Source organism: Undibacterium sp. JH2W (assembly GCF_049340425.1).
Taxonomy (GTDB): domain Bacteria; phylum Pseudomonadota; class Gammaproteobacteria; order Burkholderiales; family Burkholderiaceae_D; genus Undibacterium.
This window is the reverse complement of record NZ_JBMPOT010000008.1, coordinates 256,821-281,473: the sequence shown is the minus strand read 5'-3', so window position 1 is coordinate 281,473 and position 24,653 is coordinate 256,821. Positions and strand designations below refer to the sequence as shown.

Sequence of the window (24,653 nt, the reverse complement as noted above, 5' to 3'; positions counted from 1 at the left end):
CTTTATTTCACGTACAGACTGATACGCCCAATTTCTATTGTGCAGCCAGGCTCCGGGGTTTCACGCGGTTGAAGATGTACTTTCAAGTGTTGCGGGTCCCATTGGCTATTTTCCTTGAGCGTGCTGACGATATCACTGACATCAAACACATAATGCTGGCCGCTGCCATTGTGTTGACTGTCTTTGCTGGATGCAGCTTCCACTCCAAAGAAAGGTAATGCTCCAGCAAAGTGTGCATCGTCAGGTCGATTTTCATCTGGCAAATTCAAATAGACGTCATATGCCGGTGGTACGCCTTTGCCGGTGATATTTTCAAAGTTTAAATAAACATGATTGGTGTTGGCTGCCGGAGCCGCTCCAGCCAGACCTGGTATCGTCGTATTGAAACGATGCAGGCTACCAGTTTTGCGACCAGAGTTGATTAATTGCAGGCTGGTCGTTGTGTTTGATTTATCCAGTGTCAGGCTGGTATCTGTCGCTGCAGCCACTTCTGGTGGCATGCCGTCGTCAAGATCGCCAGGAGCAGCTGCGAACAGTTTATTGGCAAACATGGCTTCGGCTGCAACTGGTGGTGAAGTTGGCACACCCTGGTAGCTATAACCATGACCAAGCACTTTGGTGGTGTCAAGCACCTCGGCAACCTTTAAGGCCTTGGGTGAGCCAGTAGCATCATGGAAATCGAAAGCAAAATTGAGCCAGGCTGTATCCAAGGGGTTGTGACGCGAGTGTCCCAGGTTGAGCCAGACCTGCCACAGGCGATCAATGTTTGCGTGATGTAACCAGAAAATCGGATCCAACCCCGCCGTTCTTGGGTCACCCATGGCGCCGCCTATGTCCACATGCACCATATCGTGTGGGAGGTGTTCGAGATCGCCATGCGTCTTGCCGCTATGGGAAAAACCGGTGACTGGTCCGCCAAAACCCGGTGGGACTCCTGTGGGGGCACCCTGGAATACCAGCGTTTTGAGCGCCGCTAAGGTCACGTCTTTGTGTTCGACAAAATTATGTTTGCGACCAGGATACTGCCCGGCAGGTGGCATTTGCAAGGGATTGCTGGCGGCAGTCCCTGCAGTAAAGGCTGGAGGTAATTTGGTGGCATTTGGGTTGTTGCTATCACTGTAATTCCAGAAAGGCAGACTCCAATCAGTTGGTCCACCCAGATCAACGATGGTTTTGGCAACTATTTGCTCAAAGTACGCCAGGTACATACGATGCCACGGCAAGAAATACCAACTTCCATGCTGGCATTGTTTCCAGTATTCAGTTTGCTGACCAGGTGAGGGAACCGGTCCTACATGGGCCCAATACGGATTATCCTTATTAAAACCATGTATGCCTGCCTGATAACTCCAACTGGTCGGGTCAGTCGCAGGGCGCGTGCGCATTTTTGCGACGGCTTTGCCATACCATTCCAGTGTGTTGTCTCCTGCTGGAAGCTTGTATACATCTTTTCTTTCGCGCGTAGGCATTTCACTCTCCTTGGGATATAAGCTTGTGCTGCATATGTGATCAATAGGGTGACGCGTTTGTATCAGGGGGGGGCAAAATTTGAAAATACGGTTACTGTGTTTTACCGGCACAGCTACTTTTAAGGTGAGCCTTGCGCTAAGACCAATCCGTATATGCAATTCACTAGGATGTTATTCCACAATCACTTATATAATATGAATATAAAAAAGATAACTCCTCGCAAGTATAGTAGCAATTTATTCACTAAATACAAGTTAAGTTTTATTCTTTTTGAAAGATAGTGGCTCTGCAGTCAAATGCAGGCTACATGAAATGAAAAAAGGCTTGATTGTCATTAACAATCAAGCCTTACATACTTAAGTAATACTGAGGAAGCTAACGATGTTAGAGCTGCCAGCTTATTCCCCCGTTTTAACCTCGTTTATGCCAAATTTCAATTTGTTTTCTTTTCCCTGCCTACCCAGTACAGCGCAATCGCGATCAGGAGATAAGGGATCATGGACAAGGCATTGGCATTGACGCCTTCAAAGAAGGGGTTATTGACCGTTGCCCAGTCACCGATCTTCTTGTCGAAATCGGTCAGGATGCCAGCCGTGAATGCAATCACGATACCGGCCAGTGCCCCACCCGCAATATAGCCAGACGATAGCAAGACGCCAGAGCTACGGTCACCCGCTGCCTGTTTCTCTTCTTCGCTGAGATGCTTATTGTGCTCCAGCTTGTTGTTGCGACGGTCTACCGCCCAGCGTATCATGCCGCCGACAAACAGCGGGGCAGAGGATGATAACGGCAGATACACACCGACGGCAAAAGCCAGCGATGGTATGCCAGCCATTTCCAGTACCAGCGCAATCATCACGCCAAACAAGACCAGGGTCCATGGCAGTTGCCTGTCCAGAATACCTTTGATGATATAGGACATCAGCACGGCTTTAGGTGCATCGTATTTCTTGACTTCAGTACCGTCAGGACGCTTGTTATAAGCACCGTTGATACCTGGGTCAACCAGATAAACTGCCTTGCCAGCATTGTCGACAAAGTATTTGCCAGCAGGACCGCCGACATTGTCATTCTTGTGCCAGACTTTGTAAGTACCTTTATCGGTATCAGCCTGTGGGCCTTGCAGTTGCGCAGTGTCTGTCAGTTTTGATGCATCCGTAGCCAGTGCAGGGGCAACTTGCGCAGCCGGAACATACACCGTGCCAGAGTCATTCAACTTCAGCAGGATAGGGCCAAGGATCAGTGCAGATGACAGGGCACCGGCCAGAATCGCATATTGTTGCAAACGCGGTGTGGAACCAACGATGTAGCCGGTTTTCAAATCCTGCGAGGTTGTACCGGCATTGCTGGAAGCGATACAGACGATGGCACCGACAGACAGGGCCGTGACATAGTACTGACCGCCAGTCCAGCCCATGATCAGGAAGATCAAACAAGTAAACAACAAGGTTGCTACCGTCATGCCAGAAATAGGATTGGAAGAAGAACCAATCTCACCTGTCAGACGGGAAGATACTGTGGCAAACAGGAAGCCGAATACCAAAATCAGCAGCGCACCCAGGAAGTTCATATGCAGCGGTGTCGCAAAAGTGATGATGGCAATAATCGCCAGGGCACCGATGATCACCCATTTCATGGGTATGTCTTGATCAGTACGCAGCGGCGCGACTGCTGAAGCCGCACCTTTGCCCAGGCCAGACAAACCAGCCGACAAACTACGCCAGATGGTAGGCATGGCGCGCAACAGGCTGACCAGGCCACCGGCAGCAACTGCGCCAGCACCGATGTACAGGACATAGGCGCCACGCACATCATGTGCACTCATTTCACTGATGAGCTTGGTTCCGGGAGCCAGTGGCACACTCAAAGTGTCACCAAAGAACTTGATCATCGGTATCAGCAAGAGGTAAGACATGACGCCACCAGCCGCCATGACGGAAGCAATGCGTGGACCGATGATATAACCTACGCCCAGCAATTCCGGGGATACTTCAGCACCCAGCGAGCCACCTTTCAGCGGGGCACCAAATACCACTTCCGGTGTATCTTTCCAGCCCTTCAAAGCGACGTTGGCAATTTTATACAGCAAGCCTATGCCAAAGCCGCCAAAGATAATCGCCGCACGTTTGCTGGCATCATCCGCTGCATTTGGATTATTTGTTTCACCGGCTGCTTCGCGGGACGAGTCAGTCGCTGCGGCTTTCAAGACCTCGGCGCAGGCTGTGCCTTCGGGGTATTTCAGCTCATCATGCTTTTCCACGATCATGGTTCTGCGCATGGGGATCATCAGCAAAATACCCAGCAAGCCACCGAGGCAGCCAACCAGCATGACGCGCGAAATTTCCAGGTCAAAACCCAGGATGAGGATGGCGGGCATGGTCACGCCCAGGCCAAAAGCCAGGGATTCACCAGCGGAACCGGCAGTCTGGGTAATACTGTTTTCCAGGATGGTGGCGTCTTTCGCCCCAAGCTTGTTGCCCATGCGGAACAAGGTAATCGCAATCACGGCCACTGGTATTGAGGCACTGACAGTCAAACCAACCTTGAGTACCAGATACAGGGATGAAGCACCGAAGACCATACCAAGCAATACACCCATGATCAGGGCTCTTGCGGTCATTTCGGGAAGGTGGGCTGAAGCAGGAATATAGGGCTTGAACCCCGGTTTGGCATCAGGCGTTGACATTTCTCTTGGCATTGGTCTACCTATTTGTTGTCAAAAAAAGCTGAATAAGAGGGGGTATCCATTTCAGCGCGGCGAATAAACAATCCCCCTCCGTCTCCTGAGGGGGATTGTTAAAAAACATAAATATCCGCGCATTATCACGCTTTTTTCAAGCTATTTGCAATGCCATCCTTAAACTTGCTGCATCTCTTCCTGTTTACTCAAGCGTGGCAAGACTGTAATGCCACGAATCACAGGGTTTTTTGCCGCAACTATCGCTAGCAGCAAGGCGGCAACGCCAGCGAAACCCAGCGCATAGCGCAAGCCCATGTGTTCACCCAGCCAGCCACCGATGAGTGCACCGGGGCCTGCAGGTATCAGGATCAGCCAGCGCATGGTACTGGTCATACGGCCCAGCATGGCTTCAGGCGTGACAGCCTGACGCAGCGCCAGGAAGTTAATGAAAATCAGCACGCCACCTATGGAAAAGCACATCAGCATGAAACCAAATGCAACTATGCCCCAGTGATTGGTCGGTGCCAAAGCCAGCAAACCCCAGCCCAGACCACAGACCGCCACACCCAGCACCATACACGGGCCAGGCCCGATATTGCGGCTGATACGGTTGCCATACACGCTGGCGATAATGGTACCTACACCCATGCCCATATAGCTGAGACCAACCGCCTGCTCAGACAAGCCCAGTTCACGCGTGGCAAACAGGATCTGCACAACCAGGGCTGCGTTATAGCAAAGCTGCCAGCCACCCACTGTCAAGGCCAGCGCAATCAGCAGCGGTTTATTGGCGACAAAGGACAGCCCTGCCTTCAAATCGCGCCAGAAGTGCGCATCAGCACGCGGCTCCCTGACTTCATTGACATGGATGCCACGCAGGATCACAGCCGAGGTCAGCAACAGGATGGCATCGGCCAGCAGGGCGATAGGGGCACCCAGCAATTTGATCAAGGCACCGGCAGTGGCGGGGCCTGCCACTTCAGCCCCTGAAGTGGCCAGGGCATTTTTTGCATGTGCTTCGACCAGGCGCTCGCGTGGGACAATTTGCGTCAGGACGATTTGTGATGCCGTGCCTGCCGTGGTATTGACCACGCCTATCATGAAGCCAACGACATATAACCAGCTCATGTTCAGATAACCCAGCCACCAGGCCAGAGGCACACTGGCAACCGAGATGGAAATCATGATTTCGCCGACTACATACACGGGCAGCTTGCGCACCCGGTCCAGCCATACGCCAGAGGGCAGGGATAGCAGGACGAAGGGCAGGATTTCCATGAAGGTCAGCATACCCATTTGAGTGGCACTGGCGTGCAGCAAGATAGCAGCAGTCAATGGCAGTGCCAGCATGGTGACCTGGGCCCCAAAAGAGCTGATCAGTATCGAGGTCCACAAGCGCCGGTAGACAAGATCGCGTAATAAATCCCGTTCCGGGAGCGAAAATATTCCTAAAATTTTATTTTTCATGATGAGCAACACATTAATTTGCCCGTGTCCTTATTCTTGATGAAATGAATAATGAGACACAGGTCTGGGCGTCTATGCGCAACCAGGATTGAGCAAAAAAAGCAAAGATGGATGATAGGTAATGCTGGTTAAGACTGAGCAAACTGGGACAGCGATTCTTACCGTATCATCGGGGGCATCTGGCAGATAGCGCAGATTAGTCGAACTAGCCGAACTTAATGGGGGCTGGGGCCAGGGACATGCGCAAAGCTACGTCGCCAGTGCTGAAAAGCCTGGCTGCACCACGGTGTTACTAGTGACGCTGCAGTTTGCATACCCGAGTCCTGAGGGTTGAAAGTGAATAATAATTAACAAGCGTTTCAGATTTTTATTGACGCCAGATACTAATAGATTGTATTGCTCTTCATAAGTTCCCGCTAGTGAAAAAAATATGATGTTTGAAAAACCTGTAGTCATGATTGACTTTGAAACCTCCGGCATGTCGCCAGAACAAGGAGGGCGCGTTACCGAAGTGGCAGCCTTGCGTATCGCCGGTGGTGAAATAGTTGACCGCTATGTCAGCCTCATCAATTGCAATGTACGTATTCCTTATTTCATTACTGAATTAACAGGTATTACCCAGGCCATGGTGAACAAGGCACCACCCGCATCCGAAGTGTTGCCTGAGTTGCTTGAATTTATAGGCACTGACGCACTGGCTGCCCATAATGCCAGTTTTGATGAAAAATTTTTATTGGCCGAGAGTGACAGACTGGGTTTGCGACCCACCCACGATGGCCTGATTTGCTCAGTCAAGCTGGCGCGCAGGGTATTTCCTGGGCTAAGCACCTACTCCCTGGGGCCGTTGGCAGCTTCCATGGGCATACGTTTCAAAGGTGCTGCCCACAGGGCAGAGGCCGATGCAGAAGTGGCTTCCGCCCTGATGTTGCATATCGCCACTGAGCTGGGGCAGCGTTATGGCTACCCTGCGATTGATCCGCGCCTGCTACAGGATATTAATAAGTTGGCGGCTGCCAAAGTTCCTGCATTCTTGAAAAAACATAGTGCCACACCATTGGCTGAAGTCGCGTCTGTCCCTGCCATTAAAACGACGGGAGTGCAGCGCTACCGCCATTATAAAGGCGGGATTTATGAGCTGGTGTGCGAGGCTACGCAAGAGTCCGACCATAGCCCGGTCATTGTGTATCGTGCTCACAATGGCACGATCTGGACAAGGCCAAAGTCGGTATTCTTTGAGAAACTGCTTATAAATGGCGTGGAAGTACAGCGTTTTACCGAGATCAAGGAATAAAAAAAACGGACACCATATAGTGTCCGTTTTTTTACTACCCTTTAAACTCAGGCAGGTTCGGCCTGGGCAATAGTGTTTGTTACAGTTGGCGTTTCCTTGGCAGGGCCATCCGTAATCAGTTTGCGCAAGACAGGTATCAGGATGATGAGGACGACACCCACGCCCACGCTACCCCAGCCCAGCAAAGAGAAGATGTAGTTATACGTTGGATTGGTAGAGGAGGCCAGTCCTTCAGTTGCCTCTGGTATCAGTCCTGAGAAGTTGCTGGCCAGGATGGAAGCGGTGCCTGTCACCAGCATCCAGGTGCCCATCATCACACCCTGGTATTGGCGTGGTGCCAGTTTACCTATCATCGCATAGCCTATAGGGGAAATGAGCAGTTCAGCAATACTTTGCAGGATGTAGCTGATAAAGATCCACTTGAACGCTACCAGGCCATTGCCGGCTGCAGTGGCGATACCTATGGGCAGGACCAGAAAACCCAGGCCGATGATAACCAGCGCAGCAGAGAACTGGCGCGGGATATCAATATTCCAGCCTTTGGCACGCAATTTGTCGAACAGCATGGCCATCAGCGGGCCACCAAACATGATGACAAAGCTATTGATATTTTGTATCCATTGCGGAGCAACCTCATAGCCCCAGACCATGCGGTCTACATTATTGACGGCAAACAATTGCAAACCCATGGGAGCCATTTGATACAGTGTCCAGAATACCAAAGAGCCCATGGTCAGCAAGACATAGGCAGCCATATTATTGCGTTCGCGGCGCTCTTTATGGATAAAGGTCAGGAAAATGAAGATGACGGCAATCGCAACACTGATGACCATGACCAGGTTGCCAGTTATTTCTGCGCGATGCAGCATGAATTGAACCAGAGGGACCAGACCAGCCATGATGGCCAGGCCAACCAGGAAGCGCCAGCGAAACTGGGTGGGTGTGGCATCCAGCAAAGTGGTATTCAAATCGCACAGTCTGCGCCAGTTGACCGCAGCCAGCACGATGGCCATGAAATTGCCTATGGTAGCGAAGATGAACAGGCTGGCATAATCTTCCTGCAATTGGTAATAACCAGCAGCGGTGAAGCCGATGAAAAAGCCCAGGTTCATGCCAGCATAATTCCACAGGAAAGCACTTTCACGCCTGTTGTCCTCTGGTTTGAAGCGCTGTGTCAGCATCAGATTCAGGCAAGTGACATTCAAACCACTGCCCGTCAGGAAGAAGGCTAGGCCCCAGTAAAGTGCTGCTGAAGAACCTGTGGAGATAGTCGCACAACCTATCACTTGCAAAATCATGCCACCGACAAACAGATTGCGGTTACTGATAAAGCGCCCCGCCAGGTAACCACCAAAAAGATGCAGGCCATAATTGAAAGCGCCAAATACGCCCATAATGGCGGTGGCATCTTTGACAGTGAAACCGAGCTTCTTGGTGGCATACAGCACCAGGGTAGAGTACAGGACGGCGAAACCGAGGGTAGCGAAAATCTGTATGAAAAACAGTGCACCTGCGCCTTCGGGTACGGCGGCTAATCTTTGTTTGATGGTGGACAAGGGGGTCTCCAGAATTGTGGTCTGGCTGGCATTGTAATGCAAAGAAACCGGGGATTTCGCGTAATTTTTATAGATAATTTCTATGGGCTGGCCAGATTGCCAAATCATGCGAAAATGACCTATGAGCAAAGTTCTCCAGACCTGAGGGGAACTTCTGGTTTAACTGAAAAATCTAAGGGTACGCTTAAGTAAGCTTGCCTGCGCAGTTTGACTTTAATGAGAAATAATGGACAGCATAGACCTCGAAGTACTGAAAACCTGTAATGCCTGGATCAAGGCAGGACAGTCATGTGAGCTGGTCACCGTCATCAAAACCTGGGGTTCCAGCCCCAGGCCAGAAGGGGCAACGCTGGCTATTGCTGGCAATGGGCAGGTAGTTGGTTCTGTCTCGGGTGGTTGCATCGAAGACGACTTGATAGAGAGAGTGCAGCGGGAAGGTATGCAGCGGCATTTGCCAGAGATCGTCACTTATGGCATTACCGCCGATGAAGCGCACCGTTTTGGTCTGCCCTGTGGCGGCACAATAGAACTGGCAATAGAACCTTTATCAGCTCGCAGCAAGCTCGATGCACTGCTGCAAGGCTTGCAAAGACATGAATTGCTGGCACGACGCCTGGATTTGCGATCAGGCGAAGTAAGTCTTGATCGTGCTGATCCAGGTCAGCAATTACAGATTACCGATCAAGCCTTGACGACTGTACATGGACCACGCTGGCGTTTGCTCATCATAGGGGCCGGACAGTTATCACGATTCCTGGCCAGCATTGCAGTCGGCATGGACTATCAGGTTACTGTTTGCGACCCGCGTGAAGAATACCGCAGCGGCTGGCAAGTCGAGGGCGTGCAATTGATTCATGCCATGCCCGATGATCTGGTACTGGAAATGCAACTGGACAGTCGTAGCGCTGTCGTCGCCCTGACGCACGATCCCAAACTTGATGACCTGGCGCTTATGGAGGCTCTGAAGTCAGAGGCGTTTTATGTTGGTGCCATAGGTTCGCGCATTAATAATGCCAAACGCAGGGAAAGATTGAAGGAATTTGACCTCAATGACGAGCAACTGGCAAAACTGCATGGACCCATAGGCTTGTACATAGGCAGCAAGACCCCGGCAGAGATAGCCATTTCCATTTTGGCTGAATTAACTGCGGTTAAAAACCGTATTTTGTTGCCTGCTGAAGTCAATGTTGCCCATGCTAAATCGACGCTGGCCTGATTTTTTGAAGAAAGAATAATGACTAATTACGCTTTTCGTCTGTTGAATGTTTTCGCCGAAGAAACTCTTGGCGGTAATCCATTATGTGTATTTGAAAATGCCACTGGCATGTCAGATCAGCAAATGCAGGCCCTGGCTCTGCAATTTAATTTGTCTGAGACCGTGTTTATCGTACGGTCTGATTTTGCCACTGCAAAAATGCGCATTTTTACTCCAGATACAGAAATGCCCTTTGCCGGACATCCCAGCCTTGGCACGGCTCAGGTAGTTGCTAGTGTGACTAATTCTACCGAGGTCCATCTTGAATGCAAGGCAGGTTTGGTAGATCTGCGTCTGCACAACGGTATATGGACATTGACCACACCGCATAAAGGCGAGCCTCTGGTCAGGGCAAGTGGCTTGTCTATCGCCCAGGCGGCGTCCTTGCTGGGACTCAATGAGAGTGACATTCATTCTCTACCTTTATGGATCAACACAGGTAGCGAACAAATGCTGCTACCCCTGAATTCGCGTGAGGCGGTATTGCGGGCGGCACCAGACGTCAACAAGTTGCCAATTTGGCCTGCCAATAGCCTGGGGCGCAAGTCTGTCTATGTATTTGCCTTTGATGATCCAGCGCCAGGTGGTGATGAACGCCTGGCCGTGACAGCGCGTTATTTCTTTGCCAAGCAGGGTGGTGGCTTTGCAGAAGACCCGGGCACGGGTTCTGCCTGCGCCAACCTGGGCGGCTGGTGGCAGCATCAGGGGCGTGAATTGCCCATCAGCATGAGCATAGCCCAGGGTGCGCAAGTCAAGCGACCCTGCCAGCTGTATCTCGATGTGGCGGCAGACAAACGCATACGGGTAGGCGGCAAGGTGATAGAAATTGCACAAGGCCAGCTGCAAATCTAGAAAAATCCTTCTGAATCAGGCTTAAATCAAGCCGGCGGCATATAAATAGACATAAAGCACGGGAAGAGCAGGCGTAAATCCTTTAAAATAGCGACTTCATTCATTTGCACTGAAAAACCAGTGGCCCGACGATTTTGTGTTCTTGCGTCTTTGGCCCGGTTCAGGATATTCCCCTATGAGCATGTCTACTACCCAGGAAATCGTTGCCGAATTGCGTGCTGGCCGCATGGTGATACTGGTTGATGAAGAAGATAGAGAAAACGAAGGCGACCTGATTATGGCTGCCGAGTTCGTCACACCAGAAGCCATCAATTTCATGGCCAAGTTTGGCCGTGGCCTGATTTGCCTGACTTTGACAGAAGAACGTTGCGATCAATTGAACCTGGCCATGATGACCAGCCGCAATGGTACCTCCTTTGGCACCAACTTCACTGTTTCTATAGAAGCGGCTGAAGGCGTGACTACTGGCATCTCAGCCGCTGACCGTGCCCGCACAGTACAAGTCGCTGTTGACAAGAAGTCCACTGCCGCTGACATTGTCCAGCCTGGTCATATTTTCCCGCTGAAGGCGCAAAGAGGCGGTGTCCTTATGCGTGCAGGCCATACTGAAGCCGGTTGCGATCTGGCAGAGCTGGCTGGCCTGACACCGGCATCGGTGATCTGTGAAATCATGAAGGACGATGGGACCATGGCCCGTCTGCCTGATTTGTTCGAGTTCGCCAAAGAACATGACATGAAGATAGGCACGATTGCCGACCTGATTCATTATCGCAGCCAGACAGAGAGTATTGTTGATCGTGTGGCTGAACGTGAAATGCACACCCTGCATGGCAGCTTCAAGGCCCTGGTATATCGTGACAAGCCCAGTGGTTCTGCTCACCTGGCACTGGTGCATGGCGATATCAGCCGTGAAAAAGAGGCATTGGTACGTGTGCATCAACCGGTTTCCATCATTGATTTGCTGGAAAGCCAGGCCACAACGCATTCCTGGAATGTCGCTGCGGCTATGGCCGCCATCAAGAAGGCTGATTCCGGCGTCATCGTTTTGCTCAACTGTGGCGAGACTGCAGATCAGTTGTTTGACCAGTTCAAGGCACTCGATACGCCAGAAACCAAGCCAGCAGGCCGTGCTGCACGTATGGACTTGCGTAATTACGGCATAGGCGCACAGATTTTGAAGGATGTAGGCGTGGGCAAGATGAAATTGCTGGCCAATCCACGTAAGATGCCTTCCATGACAGGATTTAATCTCGAAGTTGTTGGGTATCTCGATAAGCCGTGCGCAGACAAATAAGGACGCAGGGCACTGCCAGCGGTTTGTAGCTCAGTGCTTGCACCACCTCAATCACATCAGGCGCGAAAAGCGCAAGAAAGAATATTATGACAGTTGGACATTACGAAGCAAATCTGGATGGCGCAGGCGTACGAGTAGGTATTGTGCAGGCACGCTTTAATGACAATATCGGCAATGGCTTGCTGGAAGCCTGCCTGGCTGAATTGTCATTGCTGGGTGTACTCAACGAAGACATCCTGCACGTCACCGTGCCAGGCGCACTGGAAGTGCCGCTGGCCTTGCAAAAACTGGCAGAAACCAATCAATTCGATGCTCTGATCGCACTGGGTGCAGTCATCCGTGGTGAAACCTACCATTTTGAGTTGGTGTCGAATGAATCCGGTGCAGGTATCACACGCGTAGGCCTGGATGCAGGCATCCCTATCGCTAATGCCATTCTGACCACGGAAAATGATGAACAGGCTGAAGTGCGCATGCAGGAAAAAGGCCGTGATGCCGCCCGTGTCGCCGTAGAAATGGCCAACCTGACCCTGGCCCTGGAAGAATTGGCAGAAGCCACAGAAGATGTGCATTATGATGCATGATCGTCTTGCTCAGGCTTGAGTTTAAATTTACATTGAAGTTTAAGCCTGCAAGATGATTGTCCAGCTTTAAATTAAGTAAGTTAAGTAATATAAGTAAGTTAAGTAAGATACGGTAAGAGATGATATGAATAATAAAACACTACACGCCAATCCCAGCAAGAACCGTTCGCCACGTCATCGTGCACGCGAATTTGCCTTGCAGGGCATGTACCAATGGCTGCTGAATAATGAAGACTCCGGCGCGATTGAAGCCCATATCCGTGAAGCCCATGGTTTTGACAAGGCGGACAGAGAGCATTTTGATTCTTTGTTGCACGGTGCTATCAAACAATCCATAGAATTGCGTGAGCAAATTGCCCCTTTGATAGACCGCAGTATTGCTGAATTGTCGCCTATCGAGCACGCAGCCTTGCTGATCGGTGCCTATGAATTGAAAAACCACATAGAAATCCCTTACCGTGTCGTCATCAATGAAGCGGTAGAGTTAACCAAGTCCTTTGGTGGCCTCGATGGACACAAGTATGTCAATGGTGTACTCGACAAACTGGCAGCCAAACTGCGTGCGACTGAGGTTGCAGCAGGTAAGTAATTTGCTGAACATATTTGTACATGTATCTACCGCCTTATTTTGAAAGATAAATAAGGCGGTTTTTTTCAGCCCGTGTTTTTTAGGAAGTGCCATGCATCAGAATCTTGCAGCAAGACTTGATAATATCGCCCCTTTCCATGTAATGGAACTTATGAAAATGGCGGCAGAGCTGGAAAAGCAGGGCCGCCATCTGATACATATGGGGATAGGTGAGCCAGACTTTACTGCACCGCAAGCAGTGATTGATGCGGCAGCCAAAGCCATGGCGGCCGGGCGTTTGCAATATACTTCTGCCATGGGTTTGCCAGCCTTGCGCACGGCGATATCGCAGCATTACCTTGATGTGTTTGGCCTTGATGTGCCAGCATCCCGCATTGTCGTGACGGCTGGTGCTTCGGCTGCCTTATTACTGGCATGCGCCGCCCTGGTCGAAACGGGTAGGGAAGTGCTGATGCCTGACCCCTGTTATCCCTGCAACCGTCATTTTGTCGCTGCATTTGAGGGCAGGGCAAAACTCATCGCCAGCGGACCGGATCACCGTTTTCAACTGACAGCAGAAATAGTCCGCCAGCAATGGGATGAACGCAGTAGCGGCGTCTTGCTGGCTTCGCCATCGAACCCTACCGGTACTTCGATAGAACATGAAGAACTGAGCAAGATCCTTGCTACCGTCAAGGAATTGGGTGGTTTTAGTATCGTTGACGAGATTTATCAGGGCCTGACTTATGATGGGGAGCCATTTTCTGCCTTGTCGCTGGATGAGGATGTGGTCGTCATTAACAGTTTCAGCAAATATTTCAATATGACAGGCTGGCGTCTGGGCTGGCTGGTGGTGCCCGAGCGTATCGTGCCTGCACTGGAAAAACTGGCGCAAAACCTGTTCATCTGCCCATCCTCGATTGCCCAGCACGCTGCCCTGGCTTGCTTTGAACCAGCCACCCTTGCCATTTACGAAGAGCGCAAGGCAGAGTTCAAGCGCAGGCGCGATTATATAGTACCGGCTTTGCGTGAACTTGGTTTTGGTATTCCTGTAATGCCAGATGGCGCGTTCTATGTGTATGCCGATTGTTCCCGTTTTACCGACGATGCAGATGCTTTTGCCAAACAAGTATTGAATGAGGCGGGCGTAGTGATTGTGCCTGGCCTGGATTTTGGCCCAGCGACAGCGACATCCTATGTGCGCCTGTCGTATGCCAACACCCTGGAGAATTTACAGGAGGCCATAGCCAGGTTGAAAAAATTTCTTGCCAACAGATAATTGACTTTGACATTAAAAAAGCCGCCTGAACCAGTAGTTCAGGCGGCTTTTTTATGGGAGAGCAGATTTACAGAGCTGCAACCTGGTCTTTTTTCGCTTCTACCGTAGCCTTGGCTTCAGTTGCCTCTGGCTTGTGTGCCGGCGCTGCTTCTACAGGGCGGGCTTGTACGGGGGCAGCTGCTGGGGCATTAAATACCGTTGGTACATTTTTACCGGCGGAGACATCTTTCAGGCGCTTGTACTCATTCAAGACACGTGAACCATAGCCAGAGTCGTTTTCTGCATCAGCTGCGCCTACATACATCTTCAGACCAGCTTCAACCGAGCCACCACGGGTGACATAGTCTTTCAGGATCAGGGCCCCAACACGAATATTGGCGACCGGGTTCAAGGCAGCTTTGACGCCACCGAGGTCCTGGAATTTGTCATGATGTACTTTGGACATGACTTGCATCAGGCCTTGTGCTCCTACCGGGCTTTCCGCAAAGGGATTCAGGCCGGACTCTATCGCCATGACGGAGAGTATCAATAAAGGGTCTATCTTGACTTCCTTGGCAGTCAGGTAAGCAGCAGAGACCAGCATATTGGCTGCATCGCTGGCAACCCGATAACGTTTAGCCAACCAGGTTGTTACCCATTGTTGCTGGCGCTGGTTGCCCAGCATCTTGGCTTCATCCTCAGACATGGCGGCTTTTTGCATGGCCGGGTCAACATTTGCCTGGTTTGGCGCTTGCATCAGGTGGGCAAGATTAGGAGCTGGTACTGGCGCAGCAAGGGCAGGCTCGTCTTCTCCTTCTTCTGCTACTACATAGGGTGACAAGTCTTTGAATTTGTCTGTAAGTTCTGGTTTGACATACATCATGACCAACATGGCCATGGCAATGATGCCAGACAGCATAAGCAAGTGGCGCAGGGTGGTGAAAAAACCACTGGTGGTATCACGCGCTACCATGGAGAGCGCCTGGCGCTTTTCCGTTGAAGAGAAACTACTTTGTTGTAAAGCTAAAATAAAACGTTGAAACATGTTACCTCCTGAATTTTCGCGACGCGACATCCACCTTTATTCAAAGTCAAATGCAAACAGCTAATCCACGAATCAGAAACATCGTCTTCGTCACAAGTGTGATCGCAAGACGCCGGAGTCGTTTGTCAAATCAGGTCAGTCAGACCTGCTCATGGTGTGTCCAGTGACAAACAACTATTTTCGGGTTAAGGCAGACGCCTTTTGAAAACAATCCTTACAATGTTATGTTGGGGCCCGATCCCCGTGAATGATGTTACCGTGTGGCGAAACTTTCTTTGCATCGAAAGTGGCGGAAGTCATTAACCTCTTCATCAAGTTGGGCGAATTGTAGGGGCGGTTTTATATCAAGTCAACACTATCAAAATCGAATTTAATTACTTTTATGTCTAATGAATTGTGCTGCAATGCAGCAAAATTCAATAAAATCAAGCACTTGGCAGAATTTGCTAGTGCGACTAGTGCAGAGATACGAAAAAGCGAAAAATGATGAAATATTCTGATTTGAGAGATTTTATTTCTCAACTGCAAGAAAAAGGCGAACTTAAACGGGTGGACTTGCCCATTTCACCACATTTGGAAATGACAGAGATTTGCGACCGCACTTTGCGTACCGAAGGTCCTGCTCTTTTATTTACCAAACCGGTGGGTCATACCATACCAGTGCTGGGTAATTTATTTGGCACCACACGCCGCGTTGCCCTCGGCATGGGGGCGGAAAGTCTTAGTGAATTGCGCCAGATAGGCCATGTTTTATCGGCACTGAAAGAGCCTGAACCACCCAAGGGTTTTAAAGAAATGCTGGGCATGGGTTCGCTGGTCAAGGCTGTCTGGGATATGTCGCCCAAAGAGTTGCGCGGTGCCAAATGCCAGGAAATAGTCTGGGAAGGCAATGACGTAGATCTCGCCCGTTTGCCGATACAGCATTGCTGGCCCGGTGATGCTGCACCCTTGATCACCTGGGGTTTGGTGATTACCAAAGGCCCCAATAAAAAACGCCAGAATCTGGGTATATATAGACAGCAAGTTTTGGGGCGCAATAAGGTCATCATGCGCTGGCTGGCACATCGCGGTGGTGCCATGGATTTTCGTGAGCATGGCATCGTCAATAAGGGCAAGCCTTATCCCATCGCCGTGGCACTTGGTGCAGACCCGGCCACCATATTAGGTGCTGTGACGCCCGTACCAGACAGCTTGTCTGAATACCAGTTTGCCGGCCTCTTGCGTGGCAGCCGTACCGAATTGGTGAAAGCCATAGGTAGTGAATTGCGCGTGCCAGCTTCAGCAGAAATCGTACTGGAAGGGCATATCTACCCTGACGAAAATCATTCCACAGGTTATGAGCATGCGCTGGAAGGGCCGTATGGCGATCACACCGGTTATTACAATGAGAAAGACTGGTTCCCGGTGTTTACCATAGACCGCATCACCATGCGCCGTGATCCTATCTATCACTCTACGTATACAGGTAAACCGCCAGATGAACCGGCGGTACTAGGTGTGGCATTGAATGAAGTCTTTATCCCTTTGCTGCAAAAGCAATTCAGTGAAATCACGGACTTTTATTTGCCACCAGAAGGCTGTAGTTATCGCATGGCCGTGGTGCAAATGAAAAAAGCCTATGCCGGTCATGCCAAGCGTGTCATGTTCGGGGTCTGGAGTTTTTTACGTCAGTTCATGTATACCAAGTTCATCATCGTCGTTGATGAAGACGTCAATATCCGTGACTGGAAAGAAGTCATCTGGGCGATCACTACCCGGGTTGACCCCTTGCGCGATACCACGCTGGTCGATAATACGCCGATTGATTACCTGGACTTTGCTTCACCCGTCAGTGGCCTGGGCAGCAAGATGGGTATAGATGCCACGAATAAATGGCCAGGCGAGACCAGCCGCGAGTGGGGCACGACCATAGCAATGACACCAGAAGTTAAAGCCAAGGTAGACCAGATCTGGCAAGAGCTGGGTTTGTAAACAGGGTATTTTAGTGATTCAATTTTTGCGCGTATATATATATATATGAGTGTTTCTATAGCCTGGGATTACCCGCAAGCCTTCACGCGGGCAGTGAAGCCGCAAGAGAGTGATATCGATGGTTTGAATCACACCAATAATGCAGTCTATGTGCGCTGGTGTGAGGAAGTCGCATGGGGGCATTCTGAAGCACTGGGTTTGAATCTGGCCGACTACCACCGCCTTGATCGCGCCATGGCGATCAGGCGCGGGGAATATGATTATGTCTTGCCAACCTTGCTCGGTGAGTCACTGACGCTGGCAACCTGGTTGTTTGCCAGCGACGGCAAACTCACCATGGACAGGCGTTTTCAATTGATACGCGATAGCGATGGCGCGACCGTGCTCAGGGGGCGCTGGGATCTGGTTTGCATAGAACTCAGCAGCGGCCGCGCACGGCGCATGCCGCCTGAATTTTGTGATGTTTACCTGGCTGCCATAGCCCCCGCCCTGGCAGGGTCTGAATAATGGAGGGGGCAAGCCTGGCGTAATAGGTAATTGGCTGTAACTGCATTTTTTTACAAGCTTACTCGTGTTTGTTGGCATCAGGCTACGCTTTCACTTTAAGCTGATACTGCCCGCAAATTGCTGCGCATTAATCAAGTACAATCAATTACCTACATTTCTTGCTTTCCCCACATGAAGCGCCCGCGTTTTCTACCCGATAACATGACTCTCCTGCTGTTTGGTGTGGTCACTCTGGCAAGTTTGTTTCCTGCTCGCGACACAATAGCCCGGAGTTTTGAGCATGTGTCTACCGGGATGATCGCATTGCTGTTTTTCATGCATGGGGCCAGATTGTCACGTCAGGCAGTGGTGGCCGGTCTTACTCACTGGCGGCTGCATTTGCTGGTGATGGCGTTTACTTTTGCCATCTTCCCCTTGATGGGTGTAGCCCTGAAACCCTTGCTGTTATATCTGCTCACGCCTGAATTGTATGTGGGCATACTATTTTTGTGTGTGTTGCCATCGACAGTGCAATCGTCCATCGCCTTTACTTCTGTCGCCCGCGGCAATGTGCCTGCTGCGGTGTGCAGTGCATCAGCCAGCAATATGCTGGGGATCTTTTTGACGCCCTTACTGGTCAGTCTGGTCGTGGTCGCCCATGGTGAAAACCATACGTCGCTCGATGCCATGTTAAAGATTGTGTATCAGTTACTATTACCTTTTGTGGTGGGGCAAATCGTTCGCCCCTGGTTGCAAGTCTGGCTGGGAAAATATGAAGGCACACTGAGAATGGTCGATCAGAGTTCCATTTTAATGGTGGTTTATGTGGCCTTCAGTGAGGCCGTCGTGCAAGGTTTGTGGCAGCAACTACCACCGGTGATGCTCTTCAGTTTGCTGGGCATCAGTGCCTTGATGCTTGCGATGATCATGGCACTGACTACGATCATCAGCCGCCGCATGGGGTTTAACAAGGAAGATGAAATCACCATCGTGTTTTGTGGCTCCAAGAAAAGCCTGGCCAGCGGGGTGCCCATGGCCAAAGTTTTATTTGCCAGCCACGCTGTGGGTATGGTTTTATTGCCACTAATGCTGTTTCACCAGCTACAGTTAATGGTGTGCGCCGTCATGGCGCAACATTACGCCAAAAGATAAGGAGCCAGCCATGCCACGTTTTGCTGCCAATCTCAGCATGATGTATACCGAATTTACTTTTCCTGAACGCTTCGCTGCTGCAGCGAAAGATGGTTTCAAGGCTGTTGAATATCTGTTTCCCTATGAGTATCCCGCCACAGACCTGCGCGACTTATTAAATACGCATGGACTTGAGCAAGTCTTGTTCAATACTGCTCCCGGCAACTGGGCCCTGGGCGAGCGAGGAATAGCCTCTGTGCCTGGTCGGGAAGAAGAATTCAAGCAGGCTTTTGATACTGCACTTGATTACGCCCGTGTACTTGGTAACCGTAGCTTGCATGTCATGGCTGGCTTGATCCTGCCTGAACAGGATAGAGAAAGACACAGGGCCGTCTATTTGCGCAATCTGGCTTATGCGGCTTTGCTGGCTGCCAGAGAGGGCATCACTATCGTCATAGAGCCCATCAATACCCGTGACATACCCGGCTATTTTTTAAATCGCCAGGATGAGGCGCAAGAGATATGTCAGGAAATTGGCGTCGAAAACCTGCGTGTGCAATTTGATATCTACCATTGCCAGATCGTTGAAGGGGATGTCGCGAGCAAATTGCGCCGTGACATGTCACGCCTGCACGCCGGTATAGGGCATATACAGATCGCTGGCGTGCCAGACAGGCATGAGCCGGATCTGGGGGAGGTCAATTATCCTTATTTGTTTGACTTGATCGATGAGCTTGCTTATCAGGGATGGATAGGGTGCGAGTACCGACCAAAGGCCGGTACCAGTGCTGGCCTGGGCTGGCTGGCCCCGTGGTTGCGTTGATCACCGTCCTTTAGTGTCAATGCCTTATTGTGATTTGAGCATGGATTGACATAGATAAAAAAACGGCGGAAAGTGCTTGGGGGCAGATGATTTATTTATCCCCTTACTCCTTGAAGTGTAATGGAGGCAATCATGAGCATGGGTATCAAAATTTGGCTACCATTTTTGCTGGGGCTGATGCTGACGGGTTCAGTTCATGCTGAAACGACGCTGGTATTAAACACGCCTTTTTTTGCGCCGATTACTTCGCCTGGTCGTGATGGCGTACTTGATTTGTTTTACGCTGAATTATTCAAACGTGTAGGCCTGAAGGTAGAGATTCAGCCCATGTCAGCCGAGCGCAGCCTGCTCAATGTTAACAGCGGCATTGATGATGGTGATGTGTCGCGCGTGCTGGGTATAGACAAAGCTTATCCCAATCTTGTGCGTGTGCCTGAACCCGTCATGTTCTATCAAATGGTAGTGTTTACCCGCAAACCCCGTTTCACCGTTACCGGTGCCGACAGTCTCAAGCCTTTTGACGTAGGCATACTCACGGGCTGGAAAATTCTGGAGCGCAATATCGTTGATACCCGTTCCTTGCTGAAACTCGAGACGGGTACGCAATTGTTTTCCATGTTGGACAAAGGTAGGATAGATGTCGCTGTCATCGAAAAGCTGGAAGGTCTGCATTTCATTCAGAGCCTGGGCTTGAAGGATATCAAAATCATGGGGCCGGCTTTTGTTGAGGGTGACTGGTTTTTATATCTGCACAAGAAGCATGAGACGCTGGTGCCCAGACTGACTGAAGAAATTCGCAAGATGAAACAGGATGGTACGCAAAAACGGATTTTTGATTCGGTCTTGAGGCGTTATCAAGCTGTGGACGGTACTTGAATGCGCTCATTCTTCAGCAAATCCCTGGTCACTGGCGGCAATAGCCTGGGGCGCAGGATAGCGATTGCCATCCTTATGTTCAGCTCGGTGGTGACCTTGGTTGCTACCGTCTTCCAGCTGGCACTTGATTATCAGCGGGAAATTGGCGACATTGAGTCCCAGATGACACAGATACAGGCCAGTTATGAAGAAAGCCTGTCGTCGAGTTTATGGGTAACCAGCATACGCGATCTGGAGTTGCAATTGAGCGGTATACTAAGATTGCCGGATATGCAATATGCAGAGGTGCGCAATGATCAGGGAGTTTTGCTTGCCAGGGCTGGGCAAGCTATCAGCAGCCATGTTATACGTCATGAATTTCCCTTGCACTTTACCCACAGGCAGAGCCAGGTACATATAGGTAGCGTGCTGCTGATCGCCAATCTGGAAGGGGTTTATCAACGCTTGCGTGACAAGGTAGTAGTAATACTGATTACGCAAACCATCAAGACTTTTCTGGTGTCCTTGTTTATTCTGCTGCTGTTTCAATACATGGTGGGACGGCATTTGAAAAAAATAGCCTTATTTTCAGACCGCCTTTTTGCTGGTAGCAAGGCTGGCAAATTGCAGCTGGAACGTAAAGCAGATGCCAGGGTGGCTGGTGATGAGCTCGAGCAAGTGGTAGGTGCTCTCAATGCCATGCAGCTGCGCCTGGATCAGTTTGTCGAGGAATTGCAGGAGAGTGAATTCCGCTGGAAATTTGCCCTTGAGGGTGCGGGTGATGGTGTCTGGGATCTTAATCTCGACACCAATGAAGTCGTGTATTCAAGACGCTGGAAAGAAATGCTGGGCTATGAAGAGGATGAATTGCCAGGTAACCTGGATACTTATAGTCGGCTCGCCCATCCCGACGATGCAGCCAGGGCTTTCGCGCAACTGGAAGATAATTTATCCGGTAAAACTGACTTCTTCAGTATAGAGCAAAGGATGTTATGCAAGGATGGTAGTTGGAAATGGGTGATGTCACGCGGCATGGTCGTGGATAAAAATGCCCAGGGCAGGCCCATACGTATGATAGGTACACATACTGATATCAGCGAACAATTAAAAGCAGCAGAAGAAATGCGCATTTTACTGGCTGAGAATGAGCAATCCCGGGTGGAATTAAGTCTGGCCAATGACAGCATGGAAAAACAAGTGCAAGAACGTACTGCACAACTGGAGACGGCAAATAAGGAACTGGAGGCATTTTCTTATTCAGTCTCCCATGACTTGCGCAGCCCCTTGCGTGGTATTGATGGCTGGAGTCTGGCCCTGCAAGAAGATTATGGTCCGCAACTCGATGCCACTGGTCAGGAATACCTGGAAAGAGTCAGGGCTGAAAGTCAGCGCATGGGGCAGTTGATTGACGATATGCTGCAGTTTTCCAGGCTGGGGCGTGCGGCCCTGACGATGCGTGAAGTCGATCTCAGTGAGCTGGCGACGACCATCACGGCACGTATACAAGAAACACAAAGGTCGACAAGCAAGGAGTGTCAATATAGTTTTGTCATTGCACCAGGTTTGCATGCCTGGGGTGACAAACGCTTGCTCGAGGTCGTTTTAACTAATTTACTCGAAAATGCCGCCAAATTTTCTAAAATGAAACAGCTGCCTCAAATTACATTTGGCAGCATACAAATCATGGAGCCGCTATCGCAGACAGAGGTGCTGGCATTCTATGTCAGGGACAATGGTGCAGGTTTTGACATGCGCTATGCCCACAAGCTTTTTGGCGTGTTTCAAAGACTGCATAAAGCCAGTGAATTCAGCGGTACCGGCATAGGGCTGGCGACAGTGCAGCGCATTGTCTTTCGTCATGGCGGGCGCATCTGGGCAGACTCAAGCCCAGGTGAGGGGGCAACATTTTATTTTACCTTGAAGGAGCTTCAATGAGCACAGGAACCATCTTGCTGGTGGAGGACAATCCCAGTGACATAGGCTTGACTGAACGTGCCTTCAAGAAAAGTCATATCTCCAACAATCTGGTGATCGCCCAGGATGGGCAAGAGGGGCTGGATTACCTGTTCTGTCAGGGGAATTATGCCAGTCGCGAAGATGCCACCCCTCCCATGCTGGTCTTGCTGGATTTGAAATTACCCAAGGTAGATGGTCTGGAAGTATTAAGGCAGATACGTAAGGATCCGCGCACTCATAGGGTGCCGGTAGTGATCCTTACTTCCTCAAGGGAGGAACAGGATGTCGCTACCGGTTATGACCTGGGGGTCAATAGTTACATACGCAAACCCGTTGATTTTCAACAGTTTGCTGAAGTCATCAAGCAATTGGGTATGTATTGGCTGGTGATTAACGAAAATCCGCATCAATCATGATCTGGCTAGTGAGTTTAAAGTAGGATTAACATGGCAATACCACTGGCTTTGCTGATGGTTGAAGACTCTGATATGGATGCAGAGTTGGTCATGCTGTGCCTGCGGCGTGCTGACTTCGAGGTCAGTATGATGCGCGTCGAGACTTATGAAGAAATGCAACTGGCCATGGCCAATGGTGTTTGGGACGTCATACTCTCAGACTATAATTTACCTCACTTTAATACCAATGAAGCCTTGGCCTTGTTAAAAGAGTCTGGGCTGGACCTGCCTTTCATTGTCGTCTCGGCCGAACTGGGTGAGAACGCCGCAGTTGCATTAATGAAGGCTGGTGCGCATGACTATGTCATGAAAGATAACCTGGCCCGCCTGCCACCTGCCATCAAACGTGAAATGAGTGAGGCGGCGCAAAGGCGTGCGCACAGGTTGGCAGTAGATGCATTACGCGAAAGTGAAGAGCGTTGGAGTTTTGCTCTGGAGGGGGCAGGTTATGGCGTATCGGACTGGAATATCAAGACTGGTCAGGTACTGTACTCCTCATGTTGGGCCAGCATGCATGGTTATGACACTCATGAGATACCTGCCACTGTGGATGGCGGCATGGACTTGGTGCATCCGGATGAGTTGCCGCTGGTCAGGCAGGCATTAAGTGATTATTTTGCCGGTGCCATGCCACGCTACCACAGTGAACACAGAATTCTATGCAAGGATGGTAGCTGGAAATGGGTCATAGATCGCGGCATGATAGTCAGCCATGACGAACATGGTGTTGGTACCCGCATGATTTGCACCCATGTTGATATTTCAGAGCGCAAACAGGCTGAGGAAGAGTTACGCATCCTTAATGAACAACTGGAGCTGCGGGTAGAAGAGCGTACCCGCGAATTGCGTCGGGCCATGTCCCAGATCATAGAGTCAGAAAAACTTGCGTCATTAGGAGTGCTGGTGGCAGGTGTGTCGCATGAGCTTAATACACCAATAGGAAATATGCTGCTGGCTGCCTCATCGTTGGCCGAGAAACTTAAGGAAGTGGGCGCGTTGATCGATAGCGGTAAAATGACGCGCTCCGGTCTGCTGCATGCACTTGATGAGTGTGCCAGTGTCAGTCAGTTGATTGTTCGTAGTGGTGGTCGCGCCAGCGAATTGATTGATAGTTTCAAGCGTGTATCTGTGGACCAGACCAGTCAGCGCAGACGTCAGTTCGATGTACGTATTGCGGTGCAGGATAGTGTCAATGCTTTAGGCGGCATGATCAGCCGTGCCGGTGTTATGGTGGATAATCGCATTCCTGAAGAGTTGATGATGGATAGTTTTCCTGGCCACCTGGAGCAGATTATCAATAATCTCATCGTGAATTCTCTGACCCATGGTTTTGAGGGCAGGGAAGAGAAGCACATCAGCATCTGTGCCGAAAGCCGCGATGGCGTGATAGAACTTGCGTATTTGGATAATGGTATAGGTATTGCGTCAGCGTTGCATCACAAAGTGTTTGAGCCTTTTTACACAACTCGACTGGGCCAGGGTGGTTCTGGTCTGGGGTTGTATATTGTCCACAATCTGATGCAAGGTATTTTCAAGGGGACAATACGTCTGGAAAGTGAAGTCGATCAGGGTTTGCGCCTGTATTTCATTTTTCCGGCGATTACTCCAAGAACGACATGATGTTTGGCTATGACCTAGTTTTATTTAATACCAGGT

20 protein-coding genes are annotated in these 24,653 nt (G+C 50.4%); 15 read left to right on the top strand and 5 right to left on the bottom strand.

Going from position 1 to position 24,653, the window contains the following annotated elements; genetic code table 11:
* Positions 1-2: 2 nt before the first annotated feature.
* From ACO0LC_RS14230 to ACO0LC_RS14220, 3 genes are all read right to left on the bottom strand, one after another.
* The gene (locus ACO0LC_RS14230) at positions 3-1,469 is read right to left on the bottom strand and encodes a tyrosinase family protein (protein ID WP_423004120.1); all 1,467 of its coding nucleotides are present in this window, start codon (positions 1,467-1,469) and stop codon (positions 3-5) included.
* Between the two features lie 434 nt (positions 1,470-1,903).
* Positions 1,904-4,156 carry an OPT family oligopeptide transporter gene (locus ACO0LC_RS14225; RefSeq protein ID WP_423004118.1) on the bottom strand — a complete coding sequence of 751 codons (2,253 nt, stop codon included), beginning with the start codon at positions 4,154-4,156 and terminating at the stop codon, positions 1,904-1,906.
* A gap of 171 nt (positions 4,157-4,327) precedes the next feature.
* Complete coding sequence (locus ACO0LC_RS14220; protein WP_423004116.1) at positions 4,328-5,617, bottom strand: MFS transporter; 1,290 nt, start codon at positions 5,615-5,617, stop codon at positions 4,328-4,330.
* 433 nt (positions 5,618-6,050) lie between these two features.
* Here ACO0LC_RS14220 and ACO0LC_RS14215 point away from each other — a divergent pair, with 433 nt between their 5' ends.
* The gene (locus tag ACO0LC_RS14215) at positions 6,051-6,908 is read left to right on the top strand and encodes a DUF1653 domain-containing protein (RefSeq protein WP_423004114.1); all 858 of its coding nucleotides are present in this window, start codon (positions 6,051-6,053) and stop codon (positions 6,906-6,908) included.
* Between the two features lie 47 nt (positions 6,909-6,955).
* Here the strand turns inward: ACO0LC_RS14215 and ACO0LC_RS14210 are convergent, their stop codons facing one another.
* Positions 6,956-8,572 (bottom strand): peptide MFS transporter, encoded by a 1,617-nt coding sequence (locus ACO0LC_RS14210; protein WP_423004112.1) that lies wholly within the window; start codon positions 8,570-8,572, stop codon positions 6,956-6,958.
* A 118-nt stretch (positions 8,573-8,690) separates the two neighbouring features.
* On the opposite strand from ACO0LC_RS14210, the gene ACO0LC_RS14205 reads away from it, so the two are divergent.
* From ACO0LC_RS14205 to ACO0LC_RS14180, 6 genes are all read left to right on the top strand, one after another.
* Complete coding sequence (locus tag ACO0LC_RS14205) at positions 8,691-9,680, top strand: XdhC family protein (RefSeq protein ID WP_423004110.1); 990 nt, start codon at positions 8,691-8,693, stop codon at positions 9,678-9,680.
* A gap of 18 nt (positions 9,681-9,698) precedes the next feature.
* On the top strand, positions 9,699-10,571 hold the full coding sequence (locus ACO0LC_RS14200) for a PhzF family phenazine biosynthesis protein (RefSeq protein WP_423004108.1): 873 nt from the start codon (positions 9,699-9,701) through the stop codon (positions 10,569-10,571).
* Between the two features lie 175 nt (positions 10,572-10,746).
* A complete protein-coding gene (gene ribBA / locus ACO0LC_RS14195; RefSeq protein ID WP_423004106.1) occupies positions 10,747-11,865 on the top strand; it encodes a bifunctional 3,4-dihydroxy-2-butanone-4-phosphate synthase/GTP cyclohydrolase II in 1,119 nt (372 codons plus the stop codon).
* 86 nt (positions 11,866-11,951) lie between these two features.
* Entirely contained in the window at positions 11,952-12,449 is a 498-nt protein-coding gene (gene ribH / locus ACO0LC_RS14190; protein WP_423004104.1) for a 6,7-dimethyl-8-ribityllumazine synthase, read from the top strand.
* 124 nt (positions 12,450-12,573) lie between these two features.
* On the top strand, positions 12,574-13,038 hold the full coding sequence (gene nusB / locus ACO0LC_RS14185; protein WP_423004102.1) for a transcription antitermination factor NusB: 465 nt from the start codon (positions 12,574-12,576) through the stop codon (positions 13,036-13,038).
* Positions 13,039-13,129: 91 nt separating this feature from the next.
* Entirely contained in the window at positions 13,130-14,296 is a 1,167-nt protein-coding gene (locus ACO0LC_RS14180; protein WP_423004100.1) for a pyridoxal phosphate-dependent aminotransferase, read from the top strand.
* Positions 14,297-14,363: 67 nt separating this feature from the next.
* Here ACO0LC_RS14180 and ACO0LC_RS14175 read toward each other — a convergent pair whose 3' ends face one another.
* Positions 14,364-15,320, bottom strand: coding sequence for a transglycosylase SLT domain-containing protein (locus ACO0LC_RS14175; RefSeq protein WP_423004098.1), 957 nt, complete (start codon positions 15,318-15,320; stop codon positions 14,364-14,366).
* Between the two features lie 486 nt (positions 15,321-15,806).
* Here ACO0LC_RS14175 and ubiD point away from each other — a divergent pair, with 486 nt between their 5' ends.
* From ubiD to ACO0LC_RS14135, 8 genes are all read left to right on the top strand, one after another.
* The gene (gene ubiD / locus ACO0LC_RS14170; RefSeq protein WP_423004226.1) at positions 15,807-17,291 is read left to right on the top strand and encodes a 4-hydroxy-3-polyprenylbenzoate decarboxylase; all 1,485 of its coding nucleotides are present in this window, start codon (positions 15,807-15,809) and stop codon (positions 17,289-17,291) included.
* Positions 17,292-17,336: 45 nt separating this feature from the next.
* Positions 17,337-17,798 carry an acyl-CoA thioesterase gene (locus ACO0LC_RS14165; protein ID WP_423004096.1) on the top strand — a complete coding sequence of 154 codons (462 nt, stop codon included), beginning with the start codon at positions 17,337-17,339 and terminating at the stop codon, positions 17,796-17,798.
* Between the two features lie 171 nt (positions 17,799-17,969).
* Positions 17,970-18,929 (top strand): bile acid:sodium symporter family protein, encoded by a 960-nt coding sequence (locus ACO0LC_RS14160; protein ID WP_423004094.1) that lies wholly within the window; start codon positions 17,970-17,972, stop codon positions 18,927-18,929.
* A gap of 10 nt (positions 18,930-18,939) precedes the next feature.
* Entirely contained in the window at positions 18,940-19,731 is a 792-nt protein-coding gene (gene otnI / locus ACO0LC_RS14155; protein WP_423004092.1) for a 2-oxo-tetronate isomerase, read from the top strand.
* A gap of 138 nt (positions 19,732-19,869) precedes the next feature.
* Entirely contained in the window at positions 19,870-20,607 is a 738-nt protein-coding gene (locus ACO0LC_RS14150; protein WP_423004091.1) for a substrate-binding periplasmic protein, read from the top strand.
* Positions 20,608-22,521 carry a PAS domain-containing protein gene (locus tag ACO0LC_RS14145; RefSeq protein ID WP_423004090.1) on the top strand — a complete coding sequence of 638 codons (1,914 nt, stop codon included), beginning with the start codon at positions 20,608-20,610 and terminating at the stop codon, positions 22,519-22,521.
* Positions 22,518-22,958, top strand: coding sequence for a response regulator (locus ACO0LC_RS14140; RefSeq protein WP_423004089.1), 441 nt, complete (start codon positions 22,518-22,520; stop codon positions 22,956-22,958). The genes ACO0LC_RS14145 and ACO0LC_RS14140 overlap by 4 nt, the downstream gene beginning before the upstream one ends.
* Before the next feature lie 30 nt (positions 22,959-22,988).
* Positions 22,989-24,617: an ATP-binding protein gene (locus ACO0LC_RS14135; RefSeq protein ID WP_423004088.1), complete on the top strand. Its 1,629-nt coding sequence runs from the start codon at positions 22,989-22,991 to the stop codon at positions 24,615-24,617.
* Positions 24,618-24,653 lie beyond the last annotated feature (36 nt).